Origin of the sequence: Phaeobacter sp. B1627, from assembly GCF_006265095.1 — a bacterium.
Lineage (GTDB): Bacteria > Pseudomonadota > Alphaproteobacteria > Rhodobacterales > Rhodobacteraceae > Epibacterium.
Window position 1 is genome coordinate 146,509 of sequence record NZ_VCNK01000018.1, and the last position, 26,913, is coordinate 173,421.

Sequence of the window (26,913 nt, forward strand, 5' to 3'; positions counted from 1 at the left end):
GATGGGTATGCGTCCGCGCTCCCTTACGCCTGTTGGGAATAAAGTGCAATCACCGGGGGCGGACGGCCACCAAACCGGCGGATCCAAGCCCGCGACGGCCCGAGCAGAGGCTGGGGCGATACCCTGTCCCGACGGGCCACGTATGGCGGACCGCTTTGGGATCAAGAGGCCAGAGTTGCGCCATTCCAGGACTTGCCCGCATCCGGCATGTCATTGATTTTCTTGCTGACGCGGCTGCTGCTTTCGAGGGAGTCGAGGTAATCCGGGCTGACGCTGCCGGTGATGTATTTGCCATCAAAGCAGGAGCAGTCGAAATTCTCGATCGCGGGATTGCCTTCTTTCGCGGCCCAGACCAGATCCTCGAGGTTTTGATAAAACAGCGCATCCGCACCGAGTTCCTGGCGAATCTCTTCGAGGCTGAGGCCGTTGGCGATCAACTCGTGTTTGGTGGGCATGTCGATGCCATAGACATTGGGGTATTTCACCGGCGGCGAGGCAGAGGCGATGTAGACCTTTTTGGCCCCGGCCTCGCGACACATCTGGACGATCTTCTTGATGGTATTGCCGCGCACGATACTGTCGTCGATCAACAGGATATTGCGGTCCTTCATTTCCAGCGGGATGGCGTTCAGCTTGCGACGAACGGATTTTTGCCGCTCCTGCTGGCCGGGCATGATGAACGTGCGCCCTACATATCGGTTTTTCACCAGCGCCTCGCGATAGCGGATGCCGGTGGCATTGGCGACTTCTAGCGCCACGGGGCGGGCGCTGTCGGGCACCGGGATGATCGCGTCAATCTCCAGCCCGGATGCGGCGATCTGACGGGCCAGCGCCTCCCCCATGCGGATCTGGGTTTTGTAGACGGAAATGCCGTCAAGCATGGAATCGGGGCGCGCGAGGTAGACATATTCAAATATGCAGGGAGTGAGTTGGCCTTCAACGGCCTGGAATTCATGCATGTTGCCCTCAAGATCGACGAGGATCGCCTCGCCGGGCTTGAGGTCGCGAAGCTTTTCGAACCCGTTGATGCCGAAGGCCACGTCCTCAGAGGCAAAAGCGTAGTCGGACGCGCCGTCTTTGGCATCGCGCCGGGCCACGGACAGAGGGCGGATGCCGTGGGGGTCGCGGAAGGCCAGCATGCCGATCCCTGCGATCAGGCAGATCACGGAATAGGCGCCCTGCACGCGCTCCATCGTCATCTTCACGCCGGCCTGAATGTTGCGGATCGGATCGGCATTGCCGTTGACCTTGATCGCGTCGGCGACCTTGTCCGCGAGGACGTTCAGCAGAATTTCCGAATCCGAGGTCGTGCGTAGATGGCGGCTGTATTTGCCGGTCACCTTTGCCCGCTGTTGTTCGGTATTCGTGATGTTGCCGTTGTGTACCAGATAAATCCCATAGGGCGCGTTGACAAAGAACGGCTGGGCCTCGGCTGCGGACAGCGATCCGGCGGTGGGGTAGCGGACATGCCCCATGCCAATGGAGCCGGTCAGCGTGTCGGCATCCTGCGCGCCAAAGACGTCCTTGACCAGACCGTTGGCCTTGCGTTCCCGAAAGAAGCCATCGCCGTAGGTGACGATGCCTGATGCATCCTGGCCGCGATGCTGCAGCATCAGCAGGCCGTCGTAGAGTTCCGCAAACACTTGTTCGGTTCTGCTTGCAATGCCCAAGATACCGCACATGGCGTGGCTCCAATATTTCAGTCGAGTTGGCTTGCAACCCGGAGGTTGCTGCGAAAGAGGCGCGGGCCCCGCGTATGACACAGGGGGGCGCGATCCGGGGCTGGTGTCCGGGTCCAGGTCCGAGGGTGGAGAAGGTGGCGGGGAAAGCCGAAAACGGAGGCCCCGGATCTACGAACCGGAAGGGACGAACCGCTTGGGACGAAAACGGCCGTGGCGGCTGCAGAGAGGCTGGGACATGCCGCGCGGGCAGGGCCTGCAACCAGAGGCTGGCTGCGCAAGTCGTCGGCGTGGTGCTGGGTCAACACAGGGGCGTCGGCTCCGAATCCGGTCGAACATGGACGGCCTTCACATAGGCGCTCTGGCGCTGAATGTCATCAAAGGATCACAATACAGACGAGGATATCTGGTGGATTTTAAGAAGGGAGCAGGGGACGCCGTGAAAAGGGGCGCAATTTACCGTCAGATCCCGTGGTCGGGCGGCGGCGAAGCAGGGCATATCGGGCGTGGTTCTGGTCGGCCTGTCAGGCCGGTGCCGGGAGATCAGGCGGCGTAGCGCCCGAACAGCAGATCGATGGGGTCAAAAGCCGGGGCTGCGGTGGCCGTCAAAGCCAGAAAATCCTCATCAGCCTCATCTTCGTCCATTTCGGTGGTCCGCAGGGCGATTGCGCGACTGGCTTCGACGATCAGGCGCGCCTCGGCGAGCGGCAGGATGTCGTAAAACCCGTTCGGGTTGGTTTCGCCGGCATTGATCAGCAGGCCGCCTTCGGCCCAGAGCAGCTCTTCTTCTTCGCAATCGATGTGAAGACGGGCGATACGTTGGGGCAGCGCAGTGGAGATCCCGTTGTGGCCCACAATCGCAATCAACTTGACCGACACGACCGGCAGATCGAACAATTCAAGCGCCAGATCGCCTTCCAGCGCGACGACAGTGTCAGAGGGCAACTCAAGCGCGGAGTCGTTGCCAATGGCGCCTGCCGGAATATGCACCATGGCGGTCAGGCGCGGAACCGAGTGGCGGATATTGAGCACCTCGCGCAGGCCGCCATCGAAGGTCTGCACCATGTCACCGGGACGCAACGCGCGGGCCTGTGTAAATCCTGTCGCGGTTTCAATCAGGGTTCCGGGGAGCACGCCGCCGTGCAGGGGCCGGGCACGCGGCTCACCAGCATCCTCTGCCTCTGCCTCGTTCGACCGCAGATCCAAAAGAAGGTCTACCGGCTGATAATCTGTAAACGCGGTGGTGTGATCCAGCAGCATATCTGTGTGTCCCTTCTGAGAGCAGCGAGGCGTTTTGCCTTCGTTGATCTCAATTGGCCCCCGAATTGGGCCGAAAATGGGGCAGGCTTGGGACAGTTTTCGCACCAAGAGGGCTTTTGGGACGGAAAAACACAGTATTTCCCAAAGGTTAACGAGAGGTCTGGGGGTAATTAAGGCTTTGTTAAGGAAATCCGACGGGTGTTAATGATGTGTTTCGAAGCGCCGTGATTGATTCTTTATTATTAACAAATGGTTAATATTTGAATTTCGGCGTTAACGCACCCGGATGTCTTGTGGATAACTCTGTGAATGGTTCTGTGGCTCAGCTCCTGCCATTTGCGGAAAAACAAAAAGGCACCCGCAACAGGTGCCTTTTCCAGAAACGCGCGTGGGGCCGTGTCAGCCCTCGCAGGAGGAGATCAGATCTTCGTACTTCTGGGTCACCCAGCCAAGGGCCTGTTCCGGGTTTTGCTCTTCGACCTTGCCGATGACCCGGTTGAAGACCGCAGCCGAGCGGCTTTCGTCCACGATCGTGAAGCTCTGGCCGGTCATGATGACGTTGTAGACGAAAAAGCCGATCACAACGAGCAGGATGCCGCGCAACACGCCAAAGAAGAACCCGGCGCCCTGATCAATGCCGCCGAGGGCAGAGCGCTGGACCAGACCTGCGAGAAGTGGCGTAAAGAAAGACACGATGATCAGCGCGACTGCAAAAACAGCGAAAAAGGCCGCAATCAGGGACAATTCACAACTGTCGGCAATGAAATCGCCCACCACGGGGATCTCTGCCATCAGGGGTTCGGCCTGAGCGGCGAACATATAGGCAAGCACGCCCGCAGCGACCCAGCCAATAATGGCCATGATCTCGCGTACAAAGCCGCGTGCATAGGCAAGAAGCGCTGAAACTACGATAACCAGCGCCACTGCGCCGTCTAATATGGTGAAACCTTCCATGTTCCTCGCCTGTTGCCCGCAAAATATTCGTTGGTGGCCGTTTAGCCTGCTCCGAAATATTCGCCAACAAATCCTGTGAGGTCAGAGGCCGGGCGCAGCGTCAGGCCGGGGACGGAAACGGATTTGCCGCCACTCGGAGCGATCGCTGCCGTGAAACCAAGTTTTTGCGCTTCTTTCAACCGGTTTTCGGTCTGCGGGGCCGGCCTGAGTGCACTGGATAGGGATATTTCTCCAAAAATCACCGTATCGGCCGGCAGGGCGGTGTCTTCGCGGGCGCTCAGGAGGGCGGCGGCAACGGCCAGATCGGCGGCGGGCTCGGATATTTTCATGCCGCCCGCGACGTTCAGATAGACGTCCAGCCCGGCAAAGGGGATACCGCAGCGCGCCTCCAGCACGGCGAGGATCATGGCCAGGCGGGAGGAGTCCCAGCCGACAACGGCCCGGCGCGGTTGCGAATGCGGGGACGGCGCGACGAGGGCCTGCATCTCGACCAGAACCGGCCGCGTGCCTTCGATGCCTGCAAAAACCACCGAACCGGGAGAGGGCTGTCCGCGCTCGGAGAGAAACAAGGCCGAGGGATTGAGGACCTGGGCCAGCCCGGCGCCGGTCATCTCGAAGACGCCGATTTCGTCGGCAGGCCCAAAACGGTTCTTGACCGCGCGCAGGATACGGAACTGATGGCCGCGCTCGCCTTCGAAATAGAGCACGGTATCAACCATATGCTCGACCACGCGGGGGCCTGCGATCTGGCCTTCTTTGGTGACATGACCGACCATGACGATGGAGACACCATTGGTCTTGGCAAAGGTGGTCAGCTCGTGAGCGGCGGCGCGCACCTGACTGACAGACCCCGGCGCGCTGTCGACATTGTCGGCCCACATGGTCTGAATGGAGTCGATGATCGCAAGCTGGGGTTTTTCCGCTTCAAGCGTTGTCAGGATGTCGCGCAGGTTGGTTTCGGCTGCGAGCTTCACCGGCGCGTCGGCCAGACCAAGGCGCTGCGCCCGCATCCGGACCTGCGCCGATGCTTCCTCGCCAGAGACATAGATCGTCTTGAGGCCTGCATTGGCGAATTGGGCCGCCGCCTGCAACAGCAGCGTTGATTTCCCGATGCCGGGATCGCCGCCCACGAGAATGGCGGAGGCTTCGACCAGGCCACCGCCCAGCACCCGGTCCAGTTCGCCCACGCCGGACAAGGTGCGCGGAGGCGGTGCTTCCTGGGTGGCGAGATCAGTGAGCGGCAGCCGTTTGCCGCGCATCGCGCCGAGGGATTTCTTGGCCGGACCTGCGGAGGTGAGGCCCTTGTCCTCTGAAATCGTGTTCCAGTCGCCGCAGCCTTCGCAGCGCCCGGACCATTTTGAATAGGAGGCTCCGCAGGCGGAGCAGGAGAAGGAGGTCTTTGCCGGTGATTTTGCCATGCAGGATCTGTGGCAGATGTTTATGGTTTGTTCAAGTGGGTGGTGTAGTCTGTCCGATGTTGCAGCCGACGGTGTTGTACGGTGTTGTTTGGGTCGACAGGCGTCTGTGTTCTACGGAGCGCGGTGCTTGAGGGGCTGTCAGGGAAGCGCTCCCGCCCGTCGGTCGATCCTCTGCGAGGATCTCCTCCCGTTGGGCCGGGCGCGCCGCTGCGCGGCGCGATCAGGTTGCGTCAGGTTTTTTGGGGCCCGGAGACGGCGCAGCGGGGACATCGGGGATGGGTTGGAAATGGCGTTCGGTCAGGAGCGAAAGGACAAGTGATGCGAGGATGCAACCGGTGAAGAGGTAGAGTCCCCATGCGATTTCGATCGTGGCGTAGCCGATGCCTTTGACCAGCGTGATATAGAGGGCGATCAGAAAGATATCCGCCATCGCGAGTTTGCCGAGGACATGCAGCGCAGGCAGGGTGCGGGTGTCCAGCAGGTTCGATTGCACCAGCACAAGGCCGATGGTCTTAACGACAGGCGCGATCAGCGCGAAAACGGTGACGATGAGGGCGAGGGGGATATCGCTGGCCCACAGCGACTGCAGGCCGGTCATGACCGAAATCTCCGACAGGCCGAAGATCGGCAGCAGCCCGGCCCGCATCAGAGGGGCGCACCAGGCGATGGGGTAGAGAACCAACAGGCTGAGCGTGGCGAGGCGGAGCACCCGGGGCAGAGGGCGGGCAGGGTCTCCTTCGGGGGCTCCTCCTGGGTCTCCAGAGGGGGGTGACGCAGACGGGGGGGCGTCCGTCACCGCACGGCCTCGATCGGCCCCTCTGCGCTGCCGGAGATGAATTGCTCCACATAGGGGTCGCCCGATGTGTCCAGGGTGCTGACCGGACCGGTCCAGCGGATCTTGCCGCCATGCAGCATCGCGACATTGTCGGCGATGGCGCGTACGGAGGTCATGTCATGGGTGATCGTCATCGCTGTCGCCCCCATTTCGACCACGATCTCGCGGATCAGGTCGTTGATGACACCGGCCATGATCGGATCCAGGCCGGTGGTGGGCTCGTCAAAGAAAATGATCTCCGGCTCGGCGGCAATCGCGCGGGCAAGGCCGACGCGTTTCTGCATGCCACCGGACAGTTCGGCGGGCAGGCGGTCCGCGACGTCTGCTTTCAGACCGACGCGGCGCAGTTTCTCGATGGCAACCTCGCGGGCTTCGTCCCGGGGGCGCTTGAGAGAGCCACGCAGCAGACGGAAAGCGACGTTTTGCCAGACGGGCAGGCTGTCAAAGAGCGCGCCGCCCTGAAACAACATGCCGAACCGGGCCAGAAAGGCGTCGTGATCCCCGGCTGTGGCGTCCTTGCCATCGACCACGATCTTGCCTGCATCCTGCGGAATCAGGCCCAGGATGGTCTTGAGCATCACCGATTTGCCGGTCCCGGAGCCGCCGATAATCACCATTGAGGTGCCTTTGTCGATCGCAAGGTCGACATCGCGCAGAACCTCGTTGCTGCCAAAGGCCTTCTGGATGGAGCGCATTTCGATCATTGGGTGGGTCATAGCGAGAAAAACACCCCTGTGAGCACGAAATTGGCGGCGAGCAGCAGGATTGCTGCAGCTTCGACCGAGCCTTTGGTGGCCTTGCCGACACCCTGGGCGCCGCGCCCCGACTGCATGCCGTAGTAACAGCCCATCACCGCGGCGATGGTGCCAAAGGCGGCCCCCTTGACCAGCGAGGAGACGATATCGCGGGTTTCGAGAAAATCGACGGTGTTCTTCAGATAGGCGGCGGCGTTGAAATCCAGCGTTTCGGTCGCCACCACATAGCCGCCGAGGATGCCGATAATGTCGCCCACACCCACCAGGATCGGCACCGTCAGCAGCGCCGCCAGAACCCGGGGCGCCACCAGATATTTCATCGGATTGGTCGAGAGGGTCACCAGTGCGTCGATCTGTTCGGTCACCTTCATTGTGGCGATTTCGGCAGCGATCGAAGAGGTCACCCGCGCGGCGATCATCAGGCCCACCAGAACAGGCCCCAGCTCGCGCACCATGCCGATGGCCACGATCTGCGGCACCACCGCTTCGGCGTTGAAACGGGCGCCGCCTGCGTAGATCTGCAGCGCCAGCGCGCCGCCGGTGAAGATCGCCGTCAGGGCCACCACCGGCAGGCTCAACCAGCCGACCTGCAAGAGCGCCACGGCGAATTCCCGCGGGTAGAAGGGGGGGCGGACCATGTGGCTGAAGCTGGAGGCGGCGAAGCGGGAGATCCGCCCGAGCGCTGCGAGACGCCCCAGCGCAGTTCGCCCGATTATGCCGAGAGCAGAGGTTGGGGTCATGCGGAATATGTCCGTGCGTAGCGGTGGCCGAGGGAGGTCAGAACCTCATAGCCGATGGTGCCTGCCGCCTGCGCGAGCCTGTCAACGGTCTGTTGCTCGTTCATCAGCGAGAGCATTGCGGGGACCTCAGGCAGGTCGGTGACGTCCACCGTGATCAGATCCATCGAGATCCGTCCCACCACCGGGCAGGGGGTGCCCTCCGCATAGGCCATGATGCCCTGACGTTGGAACGCCCGCTGCAGACCGTCGGCATAGCCAGCCGCGAGCGTGGCGATCCGGGTTTCGCGCTTGGCGATCCAGCTGTTGCCGTAGCCGACGCTTTCCCCCGGTGCGAGGTCGCGTGTCTGGATCACCGGGATCTCAAGCTCCACCACAGGCAGGGCGCCGTCGTAGGGGGCGCCGCCATAGAGGCCGATGCCCGGCCGGCAGAGGTCAAAGTGGTAATCCCGCCCCAGCAACAGACCACCGGTCGCGGCGAGGGAACGGGGCAGGTTCAGACCTTCGGTCATTTCGATGAAGTTCTGGAGCTGATATTGGTTCATCCCGTGGTTTGGGTCATCGGCACAGGCCAGATGGGACATCAGCAGGACCGGGCTCTGCTGCAAGGCGATGTCGCAGACGGCGGCCCATTCGGCGGCCTCCATGCCAAGGCGGTTCATACCGCTGTCGAGCTGTACTCCAAAGGGATGACCGGGCAGGGCCTCGAAATGGCGCAGCATCTGGTCGAGCGAATTGAGCATCGGTGTGAGCTGGAAGTCGCGCAGGAGCTTGGCATCGCCCTCCATATGTCCGGAAAACACCGAGATGCCGGGGCCGGGGCCCAAGGCGCGGCGCAGCGCGATGCCCTCTTCCGCCACCGCAACAAAAAAGTTACGCGCGCCGGCCTGAGCCAGTGCCTTGCCCACACGGCCTGCATCCAGACCATAGCCATTGGCCTTGACCACAGCTGCGGTTTCGCAGCCGGTCTTGGCATCCAGATTGCGCCAGTTGATCGCAAGCGCATCGAGGTTGATTTTTAAACGTGCCGTACTCATGCGTTGTTCATGACATGGGCGACACCGGGGTCAAGAGGGAAACCGCAAAAGACGCGCTTTGGGCGGATCTGGGGCCATGGGGTGCGGCGAGAGGCCGACGGAAATTCTGTCGTCGAGGGCCGGTCGCCACTGGCCAAGAGGACATTCAGGTATTTATGAAAAGATGAAAGCAACGGCCGAGATCCGGCTCCGGTGTGACGCTTGGCTGCGCCGGGACGTCCGCCACCGGGGACTTGTGTTTTCGGTGGCGTGGCGGCCAGGGTGGCGGTCAGGGTGGCTGTCAGGCGCCACCGGGATTGTGCGTGGGCGGCGCGCCGGGCGGGGGGGCAACCGCCCGAGGCGTAGGAGGCTTCTCAGTAGCCCTCTGGCGGCTGTTGCCAGGCTTTGGCAAGATTTCCGAAGCGGGTGAACTGCGCCTCGAACGACAGTTCAACCGTGCCAATCGGGCCGTGACGTTGCTTGCCTACGATAACTTCGGCCTTGGCGTGCAGGCGTTCCATCGCCTGTTTCCATTCTTCCATCTTGTCCAGTTCGTGATCGCCCGGTTTTTCCCGCTCTTTGTAGTATTCTTCGCGAAACACGAACATCACCACATCGGCATCCTGTTCGATGGAGCCTGATTCCCGCAGATCTGACAGCTGGGGGCGTTTGTCGTCGCGGCTTTCCACCTGACGCGACAGCTGCGACAGGGCGACGACCGGGATGTTCAGTTCTTTGGCGATCGCCTTCATCCCCATGGAGATCTCGGCGATTTCGTTGACGCGGTTTTCGGCCATGCCCCGGCAGAGCTGCAGGTAGTCGATCACCAGCAGATCGAGGCCGTGGGTGCGCTTCAGGCGACGGGCGCGGGCGGCGAGCTGGGAGATCGGAATTGCGGGCGTGTCGTCGATAAACAACGGACAGCTTTCGAGATCCTTGGCGGCCTGAACAAAGCGGCGGAACTCCTCCTCGGTCATGTCACCCTGACGGATCTTGTGCGATGAAATCTCCGAAGCTTCGGCGAGGATCCGGCCTGCCAGCTGCTCGGCGGACATCTCCAGCGAGAAGAACCCCACGACGCCGCCGTCAATGGCGCCTTCGGTGCCGTCGGGTTTGGCGCCGCGCTTGTATGCTTTGGCGACGTTGAAGGCGATGTTGGTGGCAAGCGATGTCTTGCCCATCGAGGGGCGCCCGGCGAGGATCAGCAGGTCGGACGGGTGCAGGCCGCCGAGCTGCTTGTCGAGATCATCCAGCCCGGTCGAGATCCCGGCCATGCCGCCGCCGCGCTGGTAGGCTTCGTTGGTGACATTGACGGCTTCGGTGACTGCGCGCAGGAAGGATTTGAACCCCTGTTCGGTCTGGCCCTGTTCCGCCAGCGAATAAAGCTGTTGTTCCGCCTCGACGATCTGCTCCTTTGGTTCGGAGGCGACGTCAACGCGGCGGGCCTTGTCGGCGATGGTATGGCCGAGCGCGATCAGCTCGCGGCGGATGGCGAGATCATAGATCATCTGCGCATAGTCGCGCACGGCAAAGGCGGAGATCGAGGCGGAGGCGAGCTTGGCCAGATAGGCGGGGCCACCCAGTTCCTTCAGCCCGATGTCATCTTCCATGAACGCCTTGAGCGTGACAGGGGACGCCAGCGCGTTCTTTGAGATGCGCGCTGCCGCGACCTCGTAGATGCGGGCGTGTACGGGATCGTAGAAATGCGACGAATTGATGATCGAGGCGACTTTGTCATAGACGTCGTTGTTGGTGAGAATTGCCCCCAGGAGCTGCTGTTCCGCCTCTACGGAGTGGGGCAGTTCCGATGCCTGCATGTCCTGTGCCTGGCCACCGGCCGACGGCGGCGCTGGTGGTTGCGGATCGCCGTTGAAAGGGGTGATCTCGTTCATCTCTTCTCTCTTTCGTTAGGCTCGATATGTAGGCCGGAAGCGGGTTGGAGTTCCATCTGGAAATCTCTGTGGATGGTCTGGGGGTAACTGCTGATGCGCGTGTGGGCAATTTCGGGCGTCCTGGCCGGGTTCTGCGCCATGGTGTATATGTTGTGTGCGAAATGCGCGTCATCCACGCAATATAGCAAAGACCGCTCCGATTCGGGGCGGTCTTGTCCACAAGGCACAGCTCATCTGGGGACGAATTTACCCTCAGGTGGTCTTGTTGGCCTCCTGCCAGGCCCGTGGCGCACGCAGGAAGGTCTCAACCTCGTCAAGTGTTTGAGCCGAAAACGCGCCCTGTGTCCGGGCTTCGGTGAGAACGTCCCACCAGGTGCAGAGGTGATGCAGTTGGACTCCGTGGTCGCCCAGGGTCTTTGTGGTCTCCGGGAAGATGTCATAGTAGAAGATCACGGCCGTGTGCCCGCATGTGGCGCCGGTTTCGCGGATCGCATCGACGAAGGACAGTTTGGAGCCGCCGTCGGTGGTCAGATCTTCGACCAGAAGGACACGTTCCCCTTCGTGCATGGCGCCCTCGATACGGGCGTTTTTACCATATCCTTTGGGTTTCTTGCGCACATAGGTCATTGGCAGCGCGAGCCGCTCTGCCACAAGCGCGGCGAAGGGAATGCCCGCGGTTTCGCCACCGGCGATATTGTCAAAGGCCTCAAAGCCTGCGTTGCGCATGACGGTGACGGTCATGAAATCCATCAGGGTGGACCGGATCCGCGGGAAGGAAATCAACTTGCGGCAGTCGATGTAGCTGGGGCTCGGCAGGCCCGAGGCCAGCGTATAGGGCGTATCGACGTTGAAATTCACGGCGCCGATTTCCAGCAGCATGCGGGCCGACAGGCGGGCGATTTCCTCGGCGGAGGGATAGGAGGAGGGGATCATGGCGTATCCTTCGTGAGGCTGGGCGCGGTAGGCTGGGGGCGGGAGCCTCCGGCGGAGGTATTTTCAAAAAGGTGAAATCAGGCGACGGTCCAATGGATCGGGAAGCCTGGGTCGAAAACTGTCACTGGCCCATCCGGCGTCACGATGCTCTGGGGCACATGTACGGGCTCGTCTGTTTTGACCAGGGTCAATGTCGACGTGTTTTCCGGCAGTCGGTAGAATGCGGGGCCATGTTGTGAGGCGAAGCCTTCGAGATGATCGAGGGCGCCGTCTTCTTCGAACACATGCGCGAGGAGCGCCATGGTGTTGGTGGCGGTAAAACAGCCGGCGCAGCCGCAGGCGCTGAGTTTGTTTGCATCCGTATGGGGTGCCGAGTCGGTGCCGAGGAAAAAGCGTTTGTCGGCAGAGGTGGCAGCAGCCCGCAGCGCCAGGCGGTGTTCCTCGCGTTTGGCCACGGGCAGGCAGTAGTAATGGGGCTTGATGCCCCCGACCAGGATGGCGTTGCGATTGATGATGAGGTGATGGGTGGTGATGGTTGCACCGAGATCGCCGCCGTCGACCGTTCCGTGACTGCGCACATAGTCTGCGGCATTGGCGGTGGTTATGTGTTCCATCACCACGCGCAGTCCGGGAGTGGCCTGGCGGATAGGATCGAGAACCCGGTCGATGAAGACGGCCTCGCGGTCGAAGATATCGATGTCGGGGTCGGTGACCTCACCATGGGTGCAGAGCGGCAGGCCGATCTCGGCCATTTTTTCAAGCACCGGGCGCACTTTGTCGAAATTGGTGACACCGGAGGCCGAGTTGGTGGTGGCCCCTGCGGGATATAGCTTGACTGCAGTCACGAGGCCCGAGGCATGGGCGGCGGCGACGTCGTCCGGGTCGGTTTCTTCTGTGAGGTATAGCGTCATGAGCGGGGTGAACGACATGTCCTCGGGCAGGGCCGAGAGGATGCGGTCGCGGTAGGCTGCGGCCTGATCCCCGGTCACTACCGGCGGTACGAGATTTGGCATGATGATGGCGCGGCCGAAGTGGCGGGCGGTTTCTGGCAGAACCGCGCGCAGCATGTCGCCGTCGCGCAGATGCAGGTGCCAGTCGTCGGGGCGGGTGATCGTGAGGCTGTCGGTCATAGGCAGGCGTTAGCATACCGTTTTTGACTTTGGAAGCCGCGCGCCGCCTGATTGCCTATGTTATGATCACGCCCGGGAAGGTGGGACGCGGAATTCACCGCTGGCGGCGCGCGCTTCCAGGTTTTGCATCCGGCGCCGGAAACGGGGCATTCGCAGACGCTCATTGACATTGCGGCACATCAGCATGGTCAGATAGGGGCGATCCTGGAATTCCAGCCGGGCGAGGAGATTGCGCAGATAGACAGGGTTGTGGCGCCGCGCCCGTGCCAGCCTGTGGAAGGCATGTGGCGTCAGCCGCCTGCTGCCTGCGAGCGATATGATCCGGTAGAGCAGTTCCATTTCGATCAAGCGGGTCTGGATGGCCTCGCCCATGCAGGGCAAGCGCAGGCGGGTCACATTCTCGCGCGCAAAAAGGGCCGCATGCATGGCATCGAACTGCTGGTAGGGGTCATAGAGAATATAGGCATGTTCTGCGGCGTCGATCATATCCGGCGCGTAGCCATAGCGGTCAATAAAGGAGACCCGGCGCATCTCTGTAAAACGGTCATCCCATTCGGTCATCCGCGGATCCAGCGTGGCTTGTGGCTGGATCGCGACGACAATGGCGCCCGGCGCCGCAACCGAGAACGCGGCGGCCGCATAGCCACAGGGGCCAGCGCCGTAGAAAACCACCGTGTCGAACTCTTCAAAGAAACCATCGTCGACCAATTGATCAAAGAAACCGTAGATCCGGTTTTCCCGAAACCAGGTATCGCCGTCGGAAATCAGGCACAGATGGGACCAACCGAGGTTCTTGACCAGATCGAAACCAAGCGGCTGTGCCGTTTCCGAAAAGCTCTGGATGCCCTGGCGGCTTTCGAATGTGACCAGCAGGGTATTGCCCTGATCGATGAACGTCGCGAAATGGCGGTCACCCAAGGGCTGATACATGCCATTGTCTTCTGCCATTTCAGCCAGACGCGCCTGCCATTCGCCAGGTTGCAGGCCAGAGAGGTCCTGTTCGAGGATATCCGTGTCGTCTTGCATGCGCACTATCTGCCACTCATTTGTCGGCCGGTGTTTGACATGGTGTTTGATATGACCTTGCCAGACAAACACTGAGGCCAGACAAACACCCTGTCCTGATCAAGCTAGGTCATGATTAAGGCCAAATTTAGAAAAAGCTGAGCCCAATTGCCGACTACTGTTGCCAAAACAGGGATAACGATCGGCCAATGGGGTCAATCCTGTGCATCTGGCGCGCCGGAGGTCGTCGCGGTCGCACGCGCTTGTCGGCGGCCAAGGGTGGCGAAGCCCGCAAGCGTGCGTCCGGTGACGTCGCTGACCGGGCGGGAGGGGGGCGTCATCATCAGACGGCCGAACAGGGCCCGGAAGGGTTCCTCCCGCATCAGCTCCATGAACCGGTCCTTGCGCCATTGCACGGCGCGCTCCTGTTGCTCGGCCAACTGCGTGTCTTCCAGAAACATCGCCATGATCGCATCCCGCGCCGGTCGGTAGCGCGAGATCGTGGTGTCTTCATCCGTATTGAAGTTGCGCTCGACCCAATAGTCGATATCCAGCATTTGGTCAGAATGAACCGCTCGGCCCCGGTCGGCCTTCAGAATATAGCTCTCCATCGCGCCCAGCGGATAATGATTGAGCTGAGCGAGAGCGTAGTTATCCTGTCCGTAGTTGGAGAACACCCGCTTGGTCTTGAAGTCGCCCATCAACTCACGGCCCACGCAGTCGAACCAGCGAAAACCATCGAGGGCTGCGTCATCGCGTAGGCTCCGGGGACGGTGAATGCCGATTTTGCGGTACACTCCGTTGTTTCGGTACAGAGTCTTGAACATCGATGCGCGCCAGGGCCAATGCATGATCCCCGGTGCCGCTCGGGTAAAGCGGTCGGTGATCCTTTCGCCTTGGTATCGAACCTGATCCGCGTTGCCGAACAACCGCCAGGTCAGTGTGATGGCATCGGCCTCGGGCAGGGCGGAAAACAGGTCGGCCAACTGGCCCTGACCGGCGTGGATATTGACGAATTCGTCGATATCCAATGCCAAGATCCAATCGGCGCGTTTCGCCAGCCGGTGTTTGTCGGCCCGCTTCATTGCCGAAAACTGGATGCCGCTCTTGTCGTGGGGGGCGTTGTTTTCCACATGGGCCAGGTGACCCAAGGCGTCGAGCCGGTCCAGGAGCTCCACCGTATTGTCGTCGCAATCGTTTGAAAAGACAAGAAAATCGGTAAACCCAACGGCCTTGTGATGGGCCAGCCACTCCAGCAGGAAGGCGGCTTCGTTGCGAACGGTCAGAACGGCCAATGTACGCATGTCAGCTTTCCATATCCAGCGCCAGCGACCAGGCAACGCGTTCTGTTGCACTCAGCTTGATCTGCAGCGCCTGGGCATAAAGGGACTCAAATTCCGGGATCAGATGTAATTCCCGGGCCTTGTCGCGATGCCACTGAAGGCCGTCGTCATGCAGGCGCTTCAGGATGGGGTCCCGGAGCAGACGGGACATCTCGGCCTCGAGGCGCGGCAGGTTGCGTTGGATCGTGACATCCTTGTGATCGTTCCAATCCATGCGAATCCAGTAGTTGAGCCCGATGGACCGATCCACATGCAACGCCCGGCCGCGCTGACGTTTCACCAAAAAGCTCTCGGCGGAGCGCAGCGCATAGTGATTGAGCTGCAGCAGGTCATAGCCGATGGATTTCTTTGAGTTGCGCCAGCCATTGTCCACGGCCTCGGTGGTCATGTCCCGCGCCGACCCATTGACCCATTTCACGCTGCCGCGTCTGTCTTCCTCAAGCTTGTTGGGCCGGTGACAGGAGATCTTTTTGTAGGCGCCGATGTTTTTGAACATGGTCTTGAAGCCCCAGACCGTGTGCGGTTTCGGGCAAAATTGCGGGGCGCAGTGGTCAAATTGCGCGATCACCGGCTGATCCGAGAGCCCGGAGATGCCGTTGTGCCCGAACAGACGCCATGTCATGGCGACATTGGTGGCGTCAGGCGCATGGGCGAAGAAATCGGCGAGGGTTCCGTTGCCGCAGCGCACGTTGATGAACTCATCCACGTCGATGTGGATCACCCAATCGGCGTTTCTGATCAGCGGTTCCCGGAGCGATTGGTTCAGCGCGTACTGCTGTGGGGAATTGCCCTTCCAGTTGTCGTTGGCGCGATGTTGGACCAGACCAAGGTCCTGCAACCGCCCCAGAATTTCCGACGTCCCGTCGGTGCAGCCATTGGTATAGATCAGAAAACTGTCGACCCCGATCATGCGGTGATAGGCGATCCATTCCAGAATATAGGGCGCCTCGTTTTTCATGCAGCCGACGATGACATTGCCGCTCTGTCCGGGGGCGAGGGTGCGGGGGGGGATTTCGCCATAGGGGGCGGCAGGCGTCTGTTCGTCAACGGTGCCGATCCTGTTGTGTGGCTTGAACGAGGAGGTCTGCAGCTGTTCAAAATTCTCGATTGCACGGGGCGGCATCATGTGGCGGGCGGTGGCTGACAATCCGGCCTGCGGTTGAGCGGCCTCTGCCTGTGCGACACCATGCTGCCGCTGATGCGCCGCGCCAGGGTGACGTTGCGCCTGCAGTTCGCCCTCGCGCGCGGCGCGCTCGTCCTGAGTTGCCTTCTCGATCCGGTGCAGGAAGGCGGTCAGGTATTGCGAGGCACGAAACCCCATCTGCGGATCGGCTTCCTGCCATTCGCCCGGCGTGGCGGGCAGATCGAACAGCGCCGGCCGCAGGGCCGGGTGACGCTCACAAAGAAGCGCAGTGTCCTTGGCAAAATAGCGGGTGATCGCGCCCAGATCGGCCGGATCAATCGCGTCCCCGTCGATGTGCAAATCCTGGATCATCTGACGCCACAGTTTGCGCGGCAGGATATGGTCGCCCCGCGCCAGCAGCTTCAGCAGCAGAGCGTTGAACTGCCGCCCCCGCGTCAGCCAGGCCGCAGAGGCCGGGGCCGGGCGGTTGACGGCGGTGGCCCTGCCGGTCGGCCCTGGCAGATCAAAGGCCGTTTTGATCTCGTCCGTCACCCCGGCGCTGTCAAAGAGCGCCGCGTCATAGGGCCGGTAGCTGAAGCAGCCGGTTCCAAAGACCTCTTCCCAGAAGTGCTGCAACGCGCTGAAATCCAGCCAGAATGGCGCGCCCTGAATCTCGCTGAACTGACCTGCGCGGGGATCGGTGGTCGGGAATGTCTCCAATGCGGCCTGCCACCAGCTGTCCTGTCGGGTCAGGTCGAGATCCCGTGCAAGAGCCGCGCTCCGCCCCTCCAGGATCTGTTCCGCATAGATCTGCGGCAACAGTCGGGCCTGAGCGTCCACATGGGCAATAATGCGGATGTCGCCGGACAGGGGCTGCAACATGGCTTGCAGTCGCCGCAGTTCACTCAACCGTGAAATCCGGGTGCCCAATTGATGCGCGGAGAGGATCAGACTGTCAGGCCGGTGGTTGGCAATATCCCGGCTCAGCGCCTCGGTCAGCCTGTCGCGCAGCTGAGCCTGTTTCGCTTCGGTGATATAGCCGCGGTTGTAGCGCAATGTGTCGATATGATCGGGGTCGGTCACCGCCATGAACAGCCGGGTATGGTTCTGCGCCCCGGCGGCCCGTGGCACCAGAACCCCGCCGGCCAACAGCTGATCACGCTTTGCCCGCAGCACCGATTGCAGGCGGTCCGCGCCCACATGCGCCAGACCAATATGGAGGTAAATACGCATCAGAGCGGCTCTTTCGGGGGGGCTGGCCGGAGGTCTGTCTCGCGGTCTTTGGGATTGATGTTGGCCTGTCCCCACCAGGGTATTTCCCGCCCCAGAAAGCGTTCCAGCTGCATGGCGGCATCGGGCGCGGCCACGTCCAGCTCCAGATAGAGCGGGTCGTCGCGAAACCAATGGGCCAGCGCCTCGTAGTGGCCATCGATCCAGATCATCTGTTCGTCGATCTCATGTCCATAGCCGGGGGGCAGCCCGGGCACCGTCGAGCGCGGGATGCGCTGGGTGCCAAGGTTGCTCCAGCGCATGATCGAATGTGCCAGCGCTTCGGTGTCGCGTCGGGTGGCAACGAACCGCAGCTCGGGATGCAATTTGCGCAGCGCCAGCAACATGGCATGATCGCATTGCGGCCAGATCGAGTGGCCGCCGTAGATGGAGCTGATTTCCGACAGGGCTTGAACCCCCTTGAACAGCGCGGCCGGGTCGCCGTATTTATAGAGCCCCTCATACATCAGCGCCCCGACGAACACGCGGTCCGCCGGGTTGGTCTTGTCCTCAAGCGATTTGACACGGTGGTCGGCCACGGAATAGCCGGCCTCGGTCAGCGCCCGTTTCAGCGTTGTCGTACCGGATTTGGGCAGGCCGAGATTGATGATTTCAAGGCTCACGGCATCAACCCCAGACGCAGGAGCATCGCCTCTTCTGCGGGGGGCAGGGGGGATGCGCTTTGTAGGTGCAGCCGCATGTCCTGATAGTCCTTTCGGGTCAGCAATTGATCCCTCCGCTGCCGGTGCCCTGCCACACAGATCTCGTGCAGGCGGGAGATCTCCGGATCGGATTTCAACTGCGCGATCTCCGCCGTCAGCGCGGGCAGGAGGCGATGAATGGAGCGGTCCTCCCAGGCCGGGTCATTGCGCTCGCGCCAATAGGTGTCGTCAAAGGCGCGATGCTCCCGGTTGACATCGCCCCGGTCGGTCTTGACCAGATAACTGTCCAGAGACCGCAGCGCGTAGTGGTTGAGGGTCGCAAACTGCCGCGCGCCCTTGGCGGGAAACTTGCGGATGCGGCGCTCTGTCGCGGCGGTGAGGAAGCGGTGCGGGACCGCGCGGCCACTGCCATCGGTCCATGGCGGACGTTTGTCTGCGGGGGTGTTCTTGCGCAGGAACGGGCGATGGGCCCCGTAGTAGCCAAGCGGAAAATCACGGCGCACCAATGTCTTGACCTCGATCGCGGTCTCGCCGCACCAGATGTCCGGGTTATGGCAGCGGGTAAATTGTTCGATGACCGGCCGATCCACAAAGCCCGTGATCCCGGCATTGGCAAAGAACTGAAACGTCAGCGAAATCGCCTGCGGGTTGGCGCAGGCCTCGATCAGGGCGGGGATGGTGTGATCGCCGGTGTGGATGTTCAGGAATTCGTCAACATCGGCGATCCACAGCCAGTCAGCCTGCCGGACCACCGGCTGATGGGCGCAGTCCCTGAGAGCTTCCATCTGATAGGCCCGCCCTGCCGCCGGATTTGGAAGATGGGTGACGTATCCGCGCGCGGCCAGGCCCTCAAGCAACGCATCCGAGCCATCGCTGCAGTCATTGGAATAGAACAGGAAATCGGTCACCCCGATCAGCCTGTTGTATGCGATCCATTCCAGCAGGAACGGTCCCTCGTTCTTGACGCATGTCACCGCAGTGATGCGCATGGCCGTTGTCCCTTCTTCCCCTCGCCCGATCCCCGGCGCCGCGCGTCACCTGCGACGCGGGGCTGACGCCGCTCGGATTGGCATGCGGACGCGCCCGTCTTGTCGCATCCGGGTCGGCCTGACGTCAATCAGTGGCGCGCGGATCGCGGCGATCTGTTGCTGCCGCTCCGCTTGACGGGAGGGGGGTGCACGTGGCCTGTTAGCTCCAGACCAGCGGAAGCCAGGGGGAGACGGTACGATATGGCGGGTGAAAAAGGGCGCGATTGGCCGGAGTTTTCTTCCATCGATGAGGTGCAGTCGGCGCTGTCCCAGGTGGGATATGTCTGTGGGCGTGCCCTGGCGACGGTTCTCTATCTGTCGGTGCGCCTCGGTCGCCCCCTGTTTCTTGAGGGCGAGGCGGGGGTCGGCAAGACCGAGATTGCCAAGGCCTTGGCGGCGGTGACCGGTCGTCGCCTGATCCGGCTGCAGTGCTTTGAGGGGCTGGACGCCGCCAGCGCGGTCTATGAATGGAACTTTGCGGCGCAGATGGTGGCGATCCGCACAGCCGAGGTGTCCGGGCAGGCCGACCGGCAGGGGCTGCAGGCGGAGCTGTTCTCACGCGAGTATCTGATCGAACGCCCCCTGTTGCAGGCCATGCAGCCGGATGCGGCCGGGGCTCCGATCCTGTTGATTGACGAGATCGACCGCACGGATGAGCCCTTCGAGGCGTTCTTGCTGGAAGCCCTGTCCGACTATCAGGTCACGATTCCCGAGCTGGGCCCCATCAAGGCCCCGGAGCCGCCGATGGTGATTTTGACCTCCAACCGCACCCGCGAGGTGCATGATGCGCTGAAGCGCCGGTGCCTGTACCACTGGGTGGACTACCCGGATTTCGATCGGGAGCTGGATATTCTGAACGCGCGGGTGCCGGACGCGGCCACCGCGCTGAGCCGGGAGGTCGTGGCCTATGTTCAGGCGCTGCGCACCGAGGATCTGTTCAAGAAACCCGGCGTGGCGGAGACCATCGACTGGGCGAACTGTCTTCTTGCGCTGGATGTGGTCACCCTCAGCCCCGAGGTGATCGCCGACACTTTGGGCGCGATCCTGAAGTATCAGGATGACATCGCCAGGCTGCAGGGATCGGAGGCGAAACGAATTCTCGATGCCGCCCGTGCGTCGCTGCCCGAACAGGAAGGACGTCCCGCATGACCGGAGCACAGTCCGGCGACGACCCGGGGGTCCGAGCGGGTGGCCCGCTGATAGCCCGTCTGGTGGCCGCATCGAAGGTGCTGCTGACGGTGCTGCTGAAAGTACCGCCGAGGATGCCTTGCGGGAGAGCCAGTCCCGCGCGGGAGTATCGGATGTCATGGGACGCGCGGTGTCACAATGGCTGAATATGCCCCGCTCAGCTTGCCGGACAATCCAAAACTGGTGGCCAATATCACCCATTTCGCACGGGCGCTGCGCAAGGCCGGGCTGCGTGTGGGAACTGGCCGGGTGATGGATGCGGTGGAGGCGATTTCGGCGGCGGGGTTCACCTCACGGAGGGATTTTTACTGGGCGCTGCATGCCTGTTTTGTGTCCCGGCCAGAGGACCGCGTGGTGTTTGCACAGGTTTTTCGTCTCTACTGGCGTGATCCACGCTATCTTGAACATATGATGGCCGCGATGTTGCCTGCGATCCGGGGCGTTCAGGAGCAGCGCGCGGCCAAACCGGCCGAAAAACGCGCGGCGGAGGCGCTACTGGACGGGCAGGGTCCGGATGAGCCGCAGGAGGGCGGGGACAGGGAGAGTGACGGCACCGAGATCGAGATCGACGCCAGCCTGACCCTATCGCCGCAGGAACGGCTGAAGACGCTGGATTTCGAGCAGATGAGCACGGCGGAGGTGGCGGAAGCGAAACGCCTTCTGTCGAGGTTGAGCTTGCCTGTGAAGCCCTTGAAAACGCGCCGCCTTCGGGCGTCTTTGCTGGGCGCGCGGGCGGATTGGCGGCGCACGTTGCGCAGCGCTGGGCGCACCGGTGGCGACATCCACCGGATCGCCCGGGTCGCACAGGCCGAGCGCTGGCCGAACCTTGTCGTGCTGTGCGATATCTCCGGCTCGATGAGCCAATACAGCCGGATGGTTCTGCATTTCCTGCATGCGGTTGCCAATGCCAAGGGTCAGGGTTGGTCGCGGGTATACGGCTTTACCTTCGGCACGCGGCTGACGAATATCACCCGCCACCTGGCGCAGCGGGACGTTGACGCGGCGCTCGCGGCGGCGGGATCCGAGGCGCAGGACTGGCAAGGGGGAACTCGAATCGGGGCCTGTCTGCATCACTTCAATCGGGACTGGTCCCGCCGGGTGATGGGATCGGGGGCGGTTGTGCTGCTGGTTACCGATGGGCTGGATCGCGAGCAGCCCGAGGATCTCGCGCAGGAGATGCAGCGCCTGCAGCTTTCGGCCCGGCGCGTGATCTGGCTCAATCCCCTGATGCGCTGGGACGGCTTTGCCCCTCGCGCACAGGGAATACGTGCTATGCTGCCCCATGTGGACAGCTTTCGGGCCGGGCACAACATCGCATCTCTCGCTGAATTGGCCGAGGTCATATCGCGCCCGGAAGATGCGGGCGACAAGGCCCGGTTGATGGCCATGCTATGAGAGCGCGATCCGTGCGGGCGGCCGGGCGGACACGATTTGACCTTGAACTCTGTTGCGTCAGGCACAACCTGTCACGCAGCTCAAATGAACAACAGGCACCGGGGGATCTTCATGGCATCTGGCATGGCATCTGGCACTGAACAGGTTGAGACATCTCGTTTTGATGCGGCGCCCGAGCGCGCGCTCGCCTGGCACCGCGCGGGAACAGGCGCGGTGCTGGCCACTGTGGTGGAGACCTGGGGGTCGGCCCCGCGCCGCACCGGGGCACAGTTGGTTGTGGCGGGCGACGGCCGCATGGAGGGCTCGGTCTCGGGTGGCTGCGTTGAGGGGGCTGTCATCCTCGAAGCGCAGGACGCCCTGCAGAAGGGTCTTCACAAGCTGCTGGAGTTCGGGGTCAGCGACGAGGATGCATTTGCCGCGGGCCTTGCCTGTGGTGGCACCATCCGGGTGTTGCTGGAACCGGTCGGCAAAACCCTGGCGGAAGAGACGCTGGAGGCGCTGGTTCTGGCACGCAGCGAACGGCGGGCGCTGGCCTATGAGGTCAACCTGCAGAGCGGAGAGGGGCGTTTGGTGAACCCGGCCTCCTACCCTGAACGGATGAAAACAGACCGCTCCGGCGTGGAGGAGGATGGCGAGACCTTTGTGGCTGTGCACAATCCCCCTCTGCGGCTGATTGTGGTGGGTGCGGTTCACATTGCCCAGGCGCTGGTGCCGATGGCGCGGATTGCAGGCTATGACCCGGTGTTGATCGAGCCGCGCGCGGCTTTCGGCTCGGCCGACCGGTTTCCCGGCGAGACGATCCTCGACGACTGGCCCGACGAGGCGGTGGAGCAGCTTGGCCTGGATGCCCGAACGGCGCTGGTTTTGCTGACACATGACCCGAAACTGGACGATCCCGCGCTGGAGGCCGGGCTGCGCGGGGATTGTTTCTATATTGGCGCGCTGGGCTCCTCGCGCACCCATGGTCAGCGACGGCAACGGATGATCGGCGCCGGCTTCTCGCAGGAGGATATCGCGCGCATTCACGGGCCTGTCGGGCTGGATATCGGCGCCGCCAGCCCGGCGGAAATCGCCCTGTCGATTCTGGCTGAGATGACGGCGGTGCTGCGGGGCAAAGCGGCATGAAATTTGGGCCGGTTTCGGTTCAGAACGCCGAGGGCTGCCTGCTTGCGCATTCGTTGCAAGGGGCGGGCGGCCGCATCGCCAAGGGCACCAGATTGGGGCGCGAGGATGTGACGTCGCTGCAGGCGGCAGGATACGACGAGGTCATCGTGGCGCGGTTGGAACCGGGCGATCTACACGAGGATCGCGCCGCACAACAGCTGGCCGAGGCCATCGCGCCTGAGCCACAGACCCTGGGCCTGCGGATCTCGGGTGCGGGGGCCGGGCGGGTCAATCTCTATGCTACGACGCCGGGCGTGGTGCGGATCGAGACTGCGCGGATCATGGGCATCAACAGTGTCGATCCGATGATTTCTGTGGCCACGGTGCCGGAGTATCACCGGGTAGACGCTGACGGCATGATCGCAACGATCAAGATCATCGCCTATGCGGTGTCGCAAACGCATCTGCAGAGCGCCATGGCTGCCGCCGCCGGGGCGATCCGGGTGCTGCCGCCGGTCTTTCGCACCGCGACTTTGATCGAAACCCGCGTCAGCGAAGATATCCCGTCCGACAAGGGGCGCGCAGCTATGGCGGGGCGGCTGGCGCGGATGGGCATCGACCTCAGCGGCCGTGTGGTGGTGCGCCATGAGAGCTCGGAGATTGCCGCGGCCCTGCGCCAGGCTCCGGGCGAGATCCTGTTGATTTTGACGGGGTCTGCGACCTCCGATCCGATGGATGTGGCACCCGAAGCCCTGCGACAGGCGGGGGGCGCGATGACGCGTTTCGGAATGCCGGTTGATCCGGGTAACCTCTTGTTTCTTGGGCATCTTGGCGACAGGCCGGTGATTGGCCTGCCGGGATGTGCGCGCTCGCCTGCGCTGAACGGAGCCGATTGGGTGTTCGAGCGGGTGGCCTGCGGGATCCCTGTTTCCTCCTTCGATATTGCCGCGATGGGGGTGGGGGGCCTGTTGAAAGAAATCCCGACGCGCCCACGCCCGCGACGTGAGGACACCGCGTGAGTGGCCTCGCCTGCCGTCAACCCCGTTGATCTGCGCCGCAGCGGGGCGGCAGGTGCAAAAATTCCTCGCACCAATTCTTTACGCGTGGTTAACTGTAGCCAGCCAGATATTTTAGAATTCAGCTAGGGAGGAATTTATGACGAAGGTCACGATGACCGTGAACGGCAAACCCGCATCGGGTGATGTCGAAGGTCGCACTTTGCTGGTGTCGTTCCTGAGGGAGACATTGGGCATGACCGGCACCCATGTGGGCTGTGATACCAGCCAATGCGGTGCCTGTGTGGTCCATGTGGACGGCAAGGCAGTGAAATCCTGCACCATGCTGGCCCTCGAAGCCGAAGGGGCAGAGGTCGCAACCATCGAAGGTCAGGCTGCCGCAGACGGTACGCTCAACACCATTCAGGCGGCGTTTCAGGAACATCATGGGTTGCAATGCGGCTTTTGCACGCCCGGCATGGTGATGTCCGCTGCTGCGTTGTTGAAAGACAACCCAAAGCCCTCCGAGGCCGAAATTCGGCACTATCTCGAAGGGAACCTGTGTCGGTGCACCGGCTACCACAACATTGTAAAGGCGATCATGGCGGCCTCGGGGCAGGATGTCTCTGCCATAGCGGCAGAATAGCGCCATCAGGATTGAGCGTCGGGGCCTCGTATTTCACCAAGGGCCCCGTGTCACCCGAGATATTCGGACAGACCGATCGGTCAGGCCTTGCGATCAGGGGAAGAGGAGCCCCCGACCCCATGGCCCCTGACGCCGAGGTCTGAGATCCATTGGGAGGAGATTTGACTATGCCTAAGGATATTGACGCCAAGGAGAGCGGCATCGGTGCTGCCAGCAAGCGGCGCGAAGACATCAGGTTCCTGAGCGGAACCGGCAATTACACCGACGACATCAATCTGAATGGCCAGGCCTATGTGCATTTCCTGCGTTCGGATGTGGCGCATGGCCGGATCACCAGTATTGAGACCGCCGCTGCCGCCGCCATGCCCGGGGTGCTTCGGGTCTTTACCGGCGCGGATTTCGAAGGGGTGGGCAGCATTCCCTGCGGCTGGCAGGTGACTGACCGTTTCGGCGAGGTGATGCAGGAGCCGGCGCATCCGGTGCTGGCCCAGGGCAAGGTCCGTCACGTCGGAGACCCGATTGCCGCCGTGGTTGCAGAGACCGCAGAGGCGGCCCGTGACGCGGCCGAGGCGATTGAGCTCGACATCGAAGAGCTGCCCGCCGTCGTCGACATGAAGGCCGCATTGGCGGAGGGCGCGCCGAAGGTACATGACGATCTGACCTCAAACCTCTGTTATGACTGGGGGTTTGTCGAGGAAAACAAGGCGGCGGTTGATGCGGCCTTTGACGCGGCGGCGCATGTCACCTCGCTGGAGCTGGTCAACAACCGTCTGGTCGCAAATCCGATGGAGCCGCGTGTTGCGGTCGGGGATTTCAATCGCGCCACAGGGGACTCGACGCTCTATACGACCAGCCAGAACCCCCATGTCATCCGTCTTTTGATGGGCGCATTTGTCCTTGGCATTCCTGAACACAAGCTGCGTGTGGTGGCGCCGGATGTCGGCGGTGGCTTTGGGTCAAAGATCTTTCACTACGCCGAGGAAGCATTTTGCACCTTTGCCGCCAAGGCACTGAACCGCGCCGTCAAATGGACGTCGTCGCGCTCTGAGGCCTTCATGAGCGACGCCCATGGTCGCGACCATGTCACAAAGATCGAACTGGCGCTGGATGCGGACAACAACTTTACCGCGCTGCGGACCGATACGCTCGCCAATATGGGGGCCTATCTGTCCACCTTTGCGCCCTCCGTGCCGACCTGGCTGCATGGCACGCTGATGGCCGGCAATTACAAGACACCGTTGATCTATGTGAATGTGAAAGCAGTGTTTACAAACACTGTGCCGGTGGATGCCTATCGTGGTGCCGGACGTCCCGAGGCAACCTTCCAGCTGGAGCGGGTCATTGACAAGGCGGCGCTGGAACTGGGGGTCGATCCGATCGCGCTGCGCCGTCAGAATTTCATCACCGAGTTTCCCTATGCCACGCCGGTGGCGGTGGAATATGATACCGGCGACTATGTCGCGACAATGGACAAGCTGGAAGAGATTGCCGACATTGCCGGATTTGCGGCGCGCCGCGCCGAGAGCGAACGGGCGGGGAAACTCAGAGGGCTTGGCGTCAACTGCTATATTGAAGCCTGCGGGATCGCGCCTTCAAACCTGGTTGGCCAGCTCGGTGCCCGGGCCGGGCTCTATGAAAGCGCGACTGTCCGTGTAAATGCCACCGGCGGGATTGTTGTGATGACCGGTTCCCATAGTCACGGGCAGGGGCATGAGACGTCCTTTCCGCAGGTGATTGCGTCCATGATCGGCATCGACGAAGACATGGTCGAGATCGAGCACGGCGATACCAACAATGCGCCGATGGGCATGGGGACCTACGGCTCCCGGTCGCTCGCGGTGGGGGGATCGGCGATGGTGCGGGCCACCGAGAAGATCATCGCCAAGGCCAAGAAAATTGCAGCCCATCTGATGGAGGCCGCAGATGCGGATATCGAGCTTAAGGATGGACAGTTTTCCGTCGCAGGGACCGATAAATCGGTCGCCTGGGGGGATGTGACTCTGGCCGCCTATGTGCCCCATAACTACCCGCTGGAAGAAATCGAGCCCGGGCTGGAGGAGACCGCATTCTATGATCCGGCAAACTTCACCTATCCGTCAGGCGCCTATGCCTGCGAGGTCGAAGTGGACCCGGAAACCGGCAAAGTCAGCATCGAACGGTTTGCTGCGGCAGATGATTTCGGCAATATCGTTAATCCGATGATCGTTGATGGCCAGGTGCATGGCGGCATTGGCCAGGGGATCGGTCAGGCGCTTCTGGAGGGCTGTGTCTATGATGAAAATGGCCAGCTGTTGTCGGCCTCGTTCATGGATTACGCGATGCCACGGGCGGACGATGTGCCGTTCTACGCGGTCGATCATTCCTGCCAGACGCCCTGTACCCACAATCCGTTGGGGGTGAAGGGCTGTGGCGAGGCAGGGGCTATCGGTTCACCGCCCGCGGTGGTCAATGCGGTGGTGAATGCGCTGCGGTCTGCGGGGAAGGATGTGACCCATATCGATATGCCACTATCGCCGGCTCGGGTCTGGGCCGCGATGCAGGGATGA

The 26,913-nt window shown here is 62.1% G+C and carries 22 protein-coding genes; 6 read left to right on the plus strand and 16 right to left on the minus strand.

What is annotated here, in order from left to right; all coding sequences use genetic code 11:
• Window positions 1-161: 161 nt before the first annotated feature.
• From purF to FGE21_RS10780, 16 genes are all read right to left on the minus strand, one after another.
• Window positions 162-1,682: an amidophosphoribosyltransferase gene (purF, locus tag FGE21_RS10705; RefSeq protein ID WP_139663279.1), complete on the minus strand. Its 1,521-nt coding sequence runs from the start codon at window positions 1,680-1,682 to the stop codon at window positions 162-164.
• Window positions 1,683-2,222: 540 nt separating this feature from the next.
• Window positions 2,223-2,939 carry a Hint domain-containing protein gene (locus FGE21_RS10710; protein WP_139663280.1) on the minus strand — a complete coding sequence of 239 codons (717 nt, stop codon included), beginning with the start codon at window positions 2,937-2,939 and terminating at the stop codon, window positions 2,223-2,225.
• A gap of 399 nt (window positions 2,940-3,338) precedes the next feature.
• Window positions 3,339-3,893, minus strand: a complete 555-nt coding sequence (locus FGE21_RS10715) for a CvpA family protein (RefSeq protein ID WP_139663281.1) — start codon at window positions 3,891-3,893, stop codon at window positions 3,339-3,341.
• Between the two features lie 41 nt (window positions 3,894-3,934).
• Entirely contained in the window at window positions 3,935-5,311 is a 1,377-nt protein-coding gene (radA, locus tag FGE21_RS10720; protein WP_139663282.1) for a DNA repair protein RadA, read from the minus strand.
• 220 nt (window positions 5,312-5,531) lie between these two features.
• A complete protein-coding gene (locus FGE21_RS10725) occupies window positions 5,532-6,020 on the minus strand; it encodes a paraquat-inducible protein A (RefSeq protein ID WP_139663283.1) in 489 nt (162 codons plus the stop codon).
• Between the two features lie 83 nt (window positions 6,021-6,103).
• Entirely contained in the window at window positions 6,104-6,862 is a 759-nt protein-coding gene (locus FGE21_RS10730) for an ABC transporter ATP-binding protein (protein ID WP_370285627.1), read from the minus strand.
• A complete protein-coding gene (locus tag FGE21_RS10735; protein WP_139663284.1) occupies window positions 6,859-7,641 on the minus strand; it encodes an ABC transporter permease in 783 nt (260 codons plus the stop codon). Before FGE21_RS10735 ends, FGE21_RS10730 begins: the two co-directional genes overlap by 4 nt.
• Window positions 7,638-8,675, minus strand: coding sequence for an alanine racemase (gene alr / locus FGE21_RS10740; RefSeq protein WP_139663285.1), 1,038 nt, complete (start codon window positions 8,673-8,675; stop codon window positions 7,638-7,640). The genes FGE21_RS10735 and alr overlap by 4 nt, the downstream gene beginning before the upstream one ends.
• A gap of 353 nt (window positions 8,676-9,028) precedes the next feature.
• Complete coding sequence (locus FGE21_RS10745) at window positions 9,029-10,546, minus strand: replicative DNA helicase (RefSeq protein WP_139663286.1); 1,518 nt, start codon at window positions 10,544-10,546, stop codon at window positions 9,029-9,031.
• Window positions 10,547-10,798: 252 nt separating this feature from the next.
• Window positions 10,799-11,479: an orotate phosphoribosyltransferase gene (locus tag FGE21_RS10750; protein WP_139663287.1), complete on the minus strand. Its 681-nt coding sequence runs from the start codon at window positions 11,477-11,479 to the stop codon at window positions 10,799-10,801.
• Window positions 11,480-11,556: 77 nt separating this feature from the next.
• Window positions 11,557-12,609 carry a dihydroorotase gene (gene pyrC / locus FGE21_RS10755; RefSeq protein ID WP_139663288.1) on the minus strand — a complete coding sequence of 351 codons (1,053 nt, stop codon included), beginning with the start codon at window positions 12,607-12,609 and terminating at the stop codon, window positions 11,557-11,559.
• A gap of 66 nt (window positions 12,610-12,675) precedes the next feature.
• Window positions 12,676-13,635 (minus strand): phosphoadenosine phosphosulfate reductase, encoded by a 960-nt coding sequence (locus FGE21_RS10760; RefSeq protein WP_139663289.1) that lies wholly within the window; start codon window positions 13,633-13,635, stop codon window positions 12,676-12,678.
• Window positions 13,636-13,829: 194 nt separating this feature from the next.
• Window positions 13,830-14,918: a glycosyltransferase family 2 protein gene (locus FGE21_RS10765; RefSeq protein ID WP_139663290.1), complete on the minus strand. Its 1,089-nt coding sequence runs from the start codon at window positions 14,916-14,918 to the stop codon at window positions 13,830-13,832.
• Between the two features lies 1 nt (window position 14,919).
• Window positions 14,920-17,313: a glycosyltransferase family 2 protein gene (locus tag FGE21_RS10770; protein ID WP_139663291.1), complete on the minus strand. Its 2,394-nt coding sequence runs from the start codon at window positions 17,311-17,313 to the stop codon at window positions 14,920-14,922.
• Complete coding sequence (locus FGE21_RS10775; RefSeq protein ID WP_139663292.1) at window positions 17,313-17,972, minus strand: sulfotransferase; 660 nt, start codon at window positions 17,970-17,972, stop codon at window positions 17,313-17,315. Before FGE21_RS10775 ends, FGE21_RS10770 begins: the two co-directional genes overlap by 1 nt.
• Window positions 17,969-19,000, minus strand: coding sequence for a glycosyltransferase family 2 protein (locus FGE21_RS10780; RefSeq protein ID WP_139663293.1), 1,032 nt, complete (start codon window positions 18,998-19,000; stop codon window positions 17,969-17,971). Before FGE21_RS10780 ends, FGE21_RS10775 begins: the two co-directional genes overlap by 4 nt.
• Before the next feature lie 240 nt (window positions 19,001-19,240).
• On the opposite strand from FGE21_RS10780, the gene FGE21_RS10785 reads away from it, so the two are divergent.
• The 6 genes from FGE21_RS10785 (at window position 19,241) to FGE21_RS10810 (ending at window position 26,913) form a co-directional block, all read left to right on the plus strand.
• Window positions 19,241-20,188, plus strand: a complete 948-nt coding sequence (locus FGE21_RS10785) for a MoxR family ATPase (protein WP_139663294.1) — start codon at window positions 19,241-19,243, stop codon at window positions 20,186-20,188.
• Window positions 20,189-20,365: 177 nt separating this feature from the next.
• The gene (locus FGE21_RS10790) at window positions 20,366-21,622 is read left to right on the plus strand and encodes a VWA domain-containing protein (protein ID WP_139663295.1); all 1,257 of its coding nucleotides are present in this window, start codon (window positions 20,366-20,368) and stop codon (window positions 21,620-21,622) included.
• Between the two features lie 123 nt (window positions 21,623-21,745).
• Window positions 21,746-22,747 carry an XdhC family protein gene (locus FGE21_RS10795; protein ID WP_176695416.1) on the plus strand — a complete coding sequence of 334 codons (1,002 nt, stop codon included), beginning with the start codon at window positions 21,746-21,748 and terminating at the stop codon, window positions 22,745-22,747.
• On the plus strand, window positions 22,744-23,745 hold the full coding sequence (locus tag FGE21_RS10800; RefSeq protein ID WP_139663297.1) for a molybdopterin-binding protein: 1,002 nt from the start codon (window positions 22,744-22,746) through the stop codon (window positions 23,743-23,745). Before FGE21_RS10795 ends, FGE21_RS10800 begins: the two co-directional genes overlap by 4 nt.
• Window positions 23,746-23,881: 136 nt before the next feature.
• The gene (locus FGE21_RS10805; RefSeq protein WP_139663298.1) at window positions 23,882-24,367 is read left to right on the plus strand and encodes a (2Fe-2S)-binding protein; all 486 of its coding nucleotides are present in this window, start codon (window positions 23,882-23,884) and stop codon (window positions 24,365-24,367) included.
• Between the two features lie 167 nt (window positions 24,368-24,534).
• Entirely contained in the window at window positions 24,535-26,913 is a 2,379-nt protein-coding gene (locus FGE21_RS10810; protein WP_139663299.1) for a xanthine dehydrogenase family protein molybdopterin-binding subunit, read from the plus strand.

Bases quoted from the DNA above. Each gene is read 5' to 3' on its own strand.
- FGE21_RS10800 (WP_139663297.1), top strand. From the start codon at position 22,744: ATGAAATTTGGGCCGGTTTCGGTTCAGAACGCCGAGGGCTGCCTGCTT.
- FGE21_RS10785 (WP_139663294.1), top strand. From the start codon at position 19,241: ATGGCGGGTGAAAAAGGGCGCGATTGGCCGGAGTTTTCTTCCATCGAT.
- FGE21_RS10730 (WP_370285627.1), bottom strand. From the start codon at position 6,862: ATGACCCACCCAATGATCGAAATGCGCTCCATCCAGAAGGCCTTTGGC.
- FGE21_RS10795 (WP_176695416.1), top strand. From the start codon at position 21,746: ATGGCATCTGGCACTGAACAGGTTGAGACATCTCGTTTTGATGCGGCG.
- FGE21_RS10765 (WP_139663290.1), bottom strand. From the start codon at position 14,918: ATGCGTACATTGGCCGTTCTGACCGTTCGCAACGAAGCCGCCTTCCTG.
- FGE21_RS10760 (WP_139663289.1), bottom strand. From the start codon at position 13,635: ATGCAAGACGACACGGATATCCTCGAACAGGACCTCTCTGGCCTGCAA.
- FGE21_RS10790 (WP_139663295.1), top strand. From the start codon at position 20,366: ATGGCTGAATATGCCCCGCTCAGCTTGCCGGACAATCCAAAACTGGTG.
- radA (WP_139663282.1), bottom strand. From the start codon at position 5,311: ATGGCAAAATCACCGGCAAAGACCTCCTTCTCCTGCTCCGCCTGCGGA.
- purF (WP_139663279.1), bottom strand. From the start codon at position 1,682: ATGTGCGGTATCTTGGGCATTGCAAGCAGAACCGAACAAGTGTTTGCG.
- FGE21_RS10770 (WP_139663291.1), bottom strand. From the start codon at position 17,313: ATGCGTATTTACCTCCATATTGGTCTGGCGCATGTGGGCGCGGACCGC.
- pyrC (WP_139663288.1), bottom strand. From the start codon at position 12,609: ATGACCGACAGCCTCACGATCACCCGCCCCGACGACTGGCACCTGCAT.
- FGE21_RS10710 (WP_139663280.1), bottom strand. From the start codon at position 2,939: ATGCTGCTGGATCACACCACCGCGTTTACAGATTATCAGCCGGTAGAC.
- FGE21_RS10735 (WP_139663284.1), bottom strand. From the start codon at position 7,641: ATGACCCCAACCTCTGCTCTCGGCATAATCGGGCGAACTGCGCTGGGG.
- FGE21_RS10745 (WP_139663286.1), bottom strand. From the start codon at position 10,546: ATGAACGAGATCACCCCTTTCAACGGCGATCCGCAACCACCAGCGCCG.
- FGE21_RS10810 (WP_139663299.1), top strand. From the start codon at position 24,535: ATGCCTAAGGATATTGACGCCAAGGAGAGCGGCATCGGTGCTGCCAGC.
- FGE21_RS10750 (WP_139663287.1), bottom strand. From the start codon at position 11,479: ATGATCCCCTCCTCCTATCCCTCCGCCGAGGAAATCGCCCGCCTGTCG.
- alr (WP_139663285.1), bottom strand. From the start codon at position 8,675: ATGAGTACGGCACGTTTAAAAATCAACCTCGATGCGCTTGCGATCAAC.
- FGE21_RS10715 (WP_139663281.1), bottom strand. From the start codon at position 3,893: ATGGAAGGTTTCACCATATTAGACGGCGCAGTGGCGCTGGTTATCGTA.
- FGE21_RS10780 (WP_139663293.1), bottom strand. From the start codon at position 19,000: ATGCGCATCACTGCGGTGACATGCGTCAAGAACGAGGGACCGTTCCTG.
- FGE21_RS10805 (WP_139663298.1), top strand. From the start codon at position 23,882: ATGACGAAGGTCACGATGACCGTGAACGGCAAACCCGCATCGGGTGAT.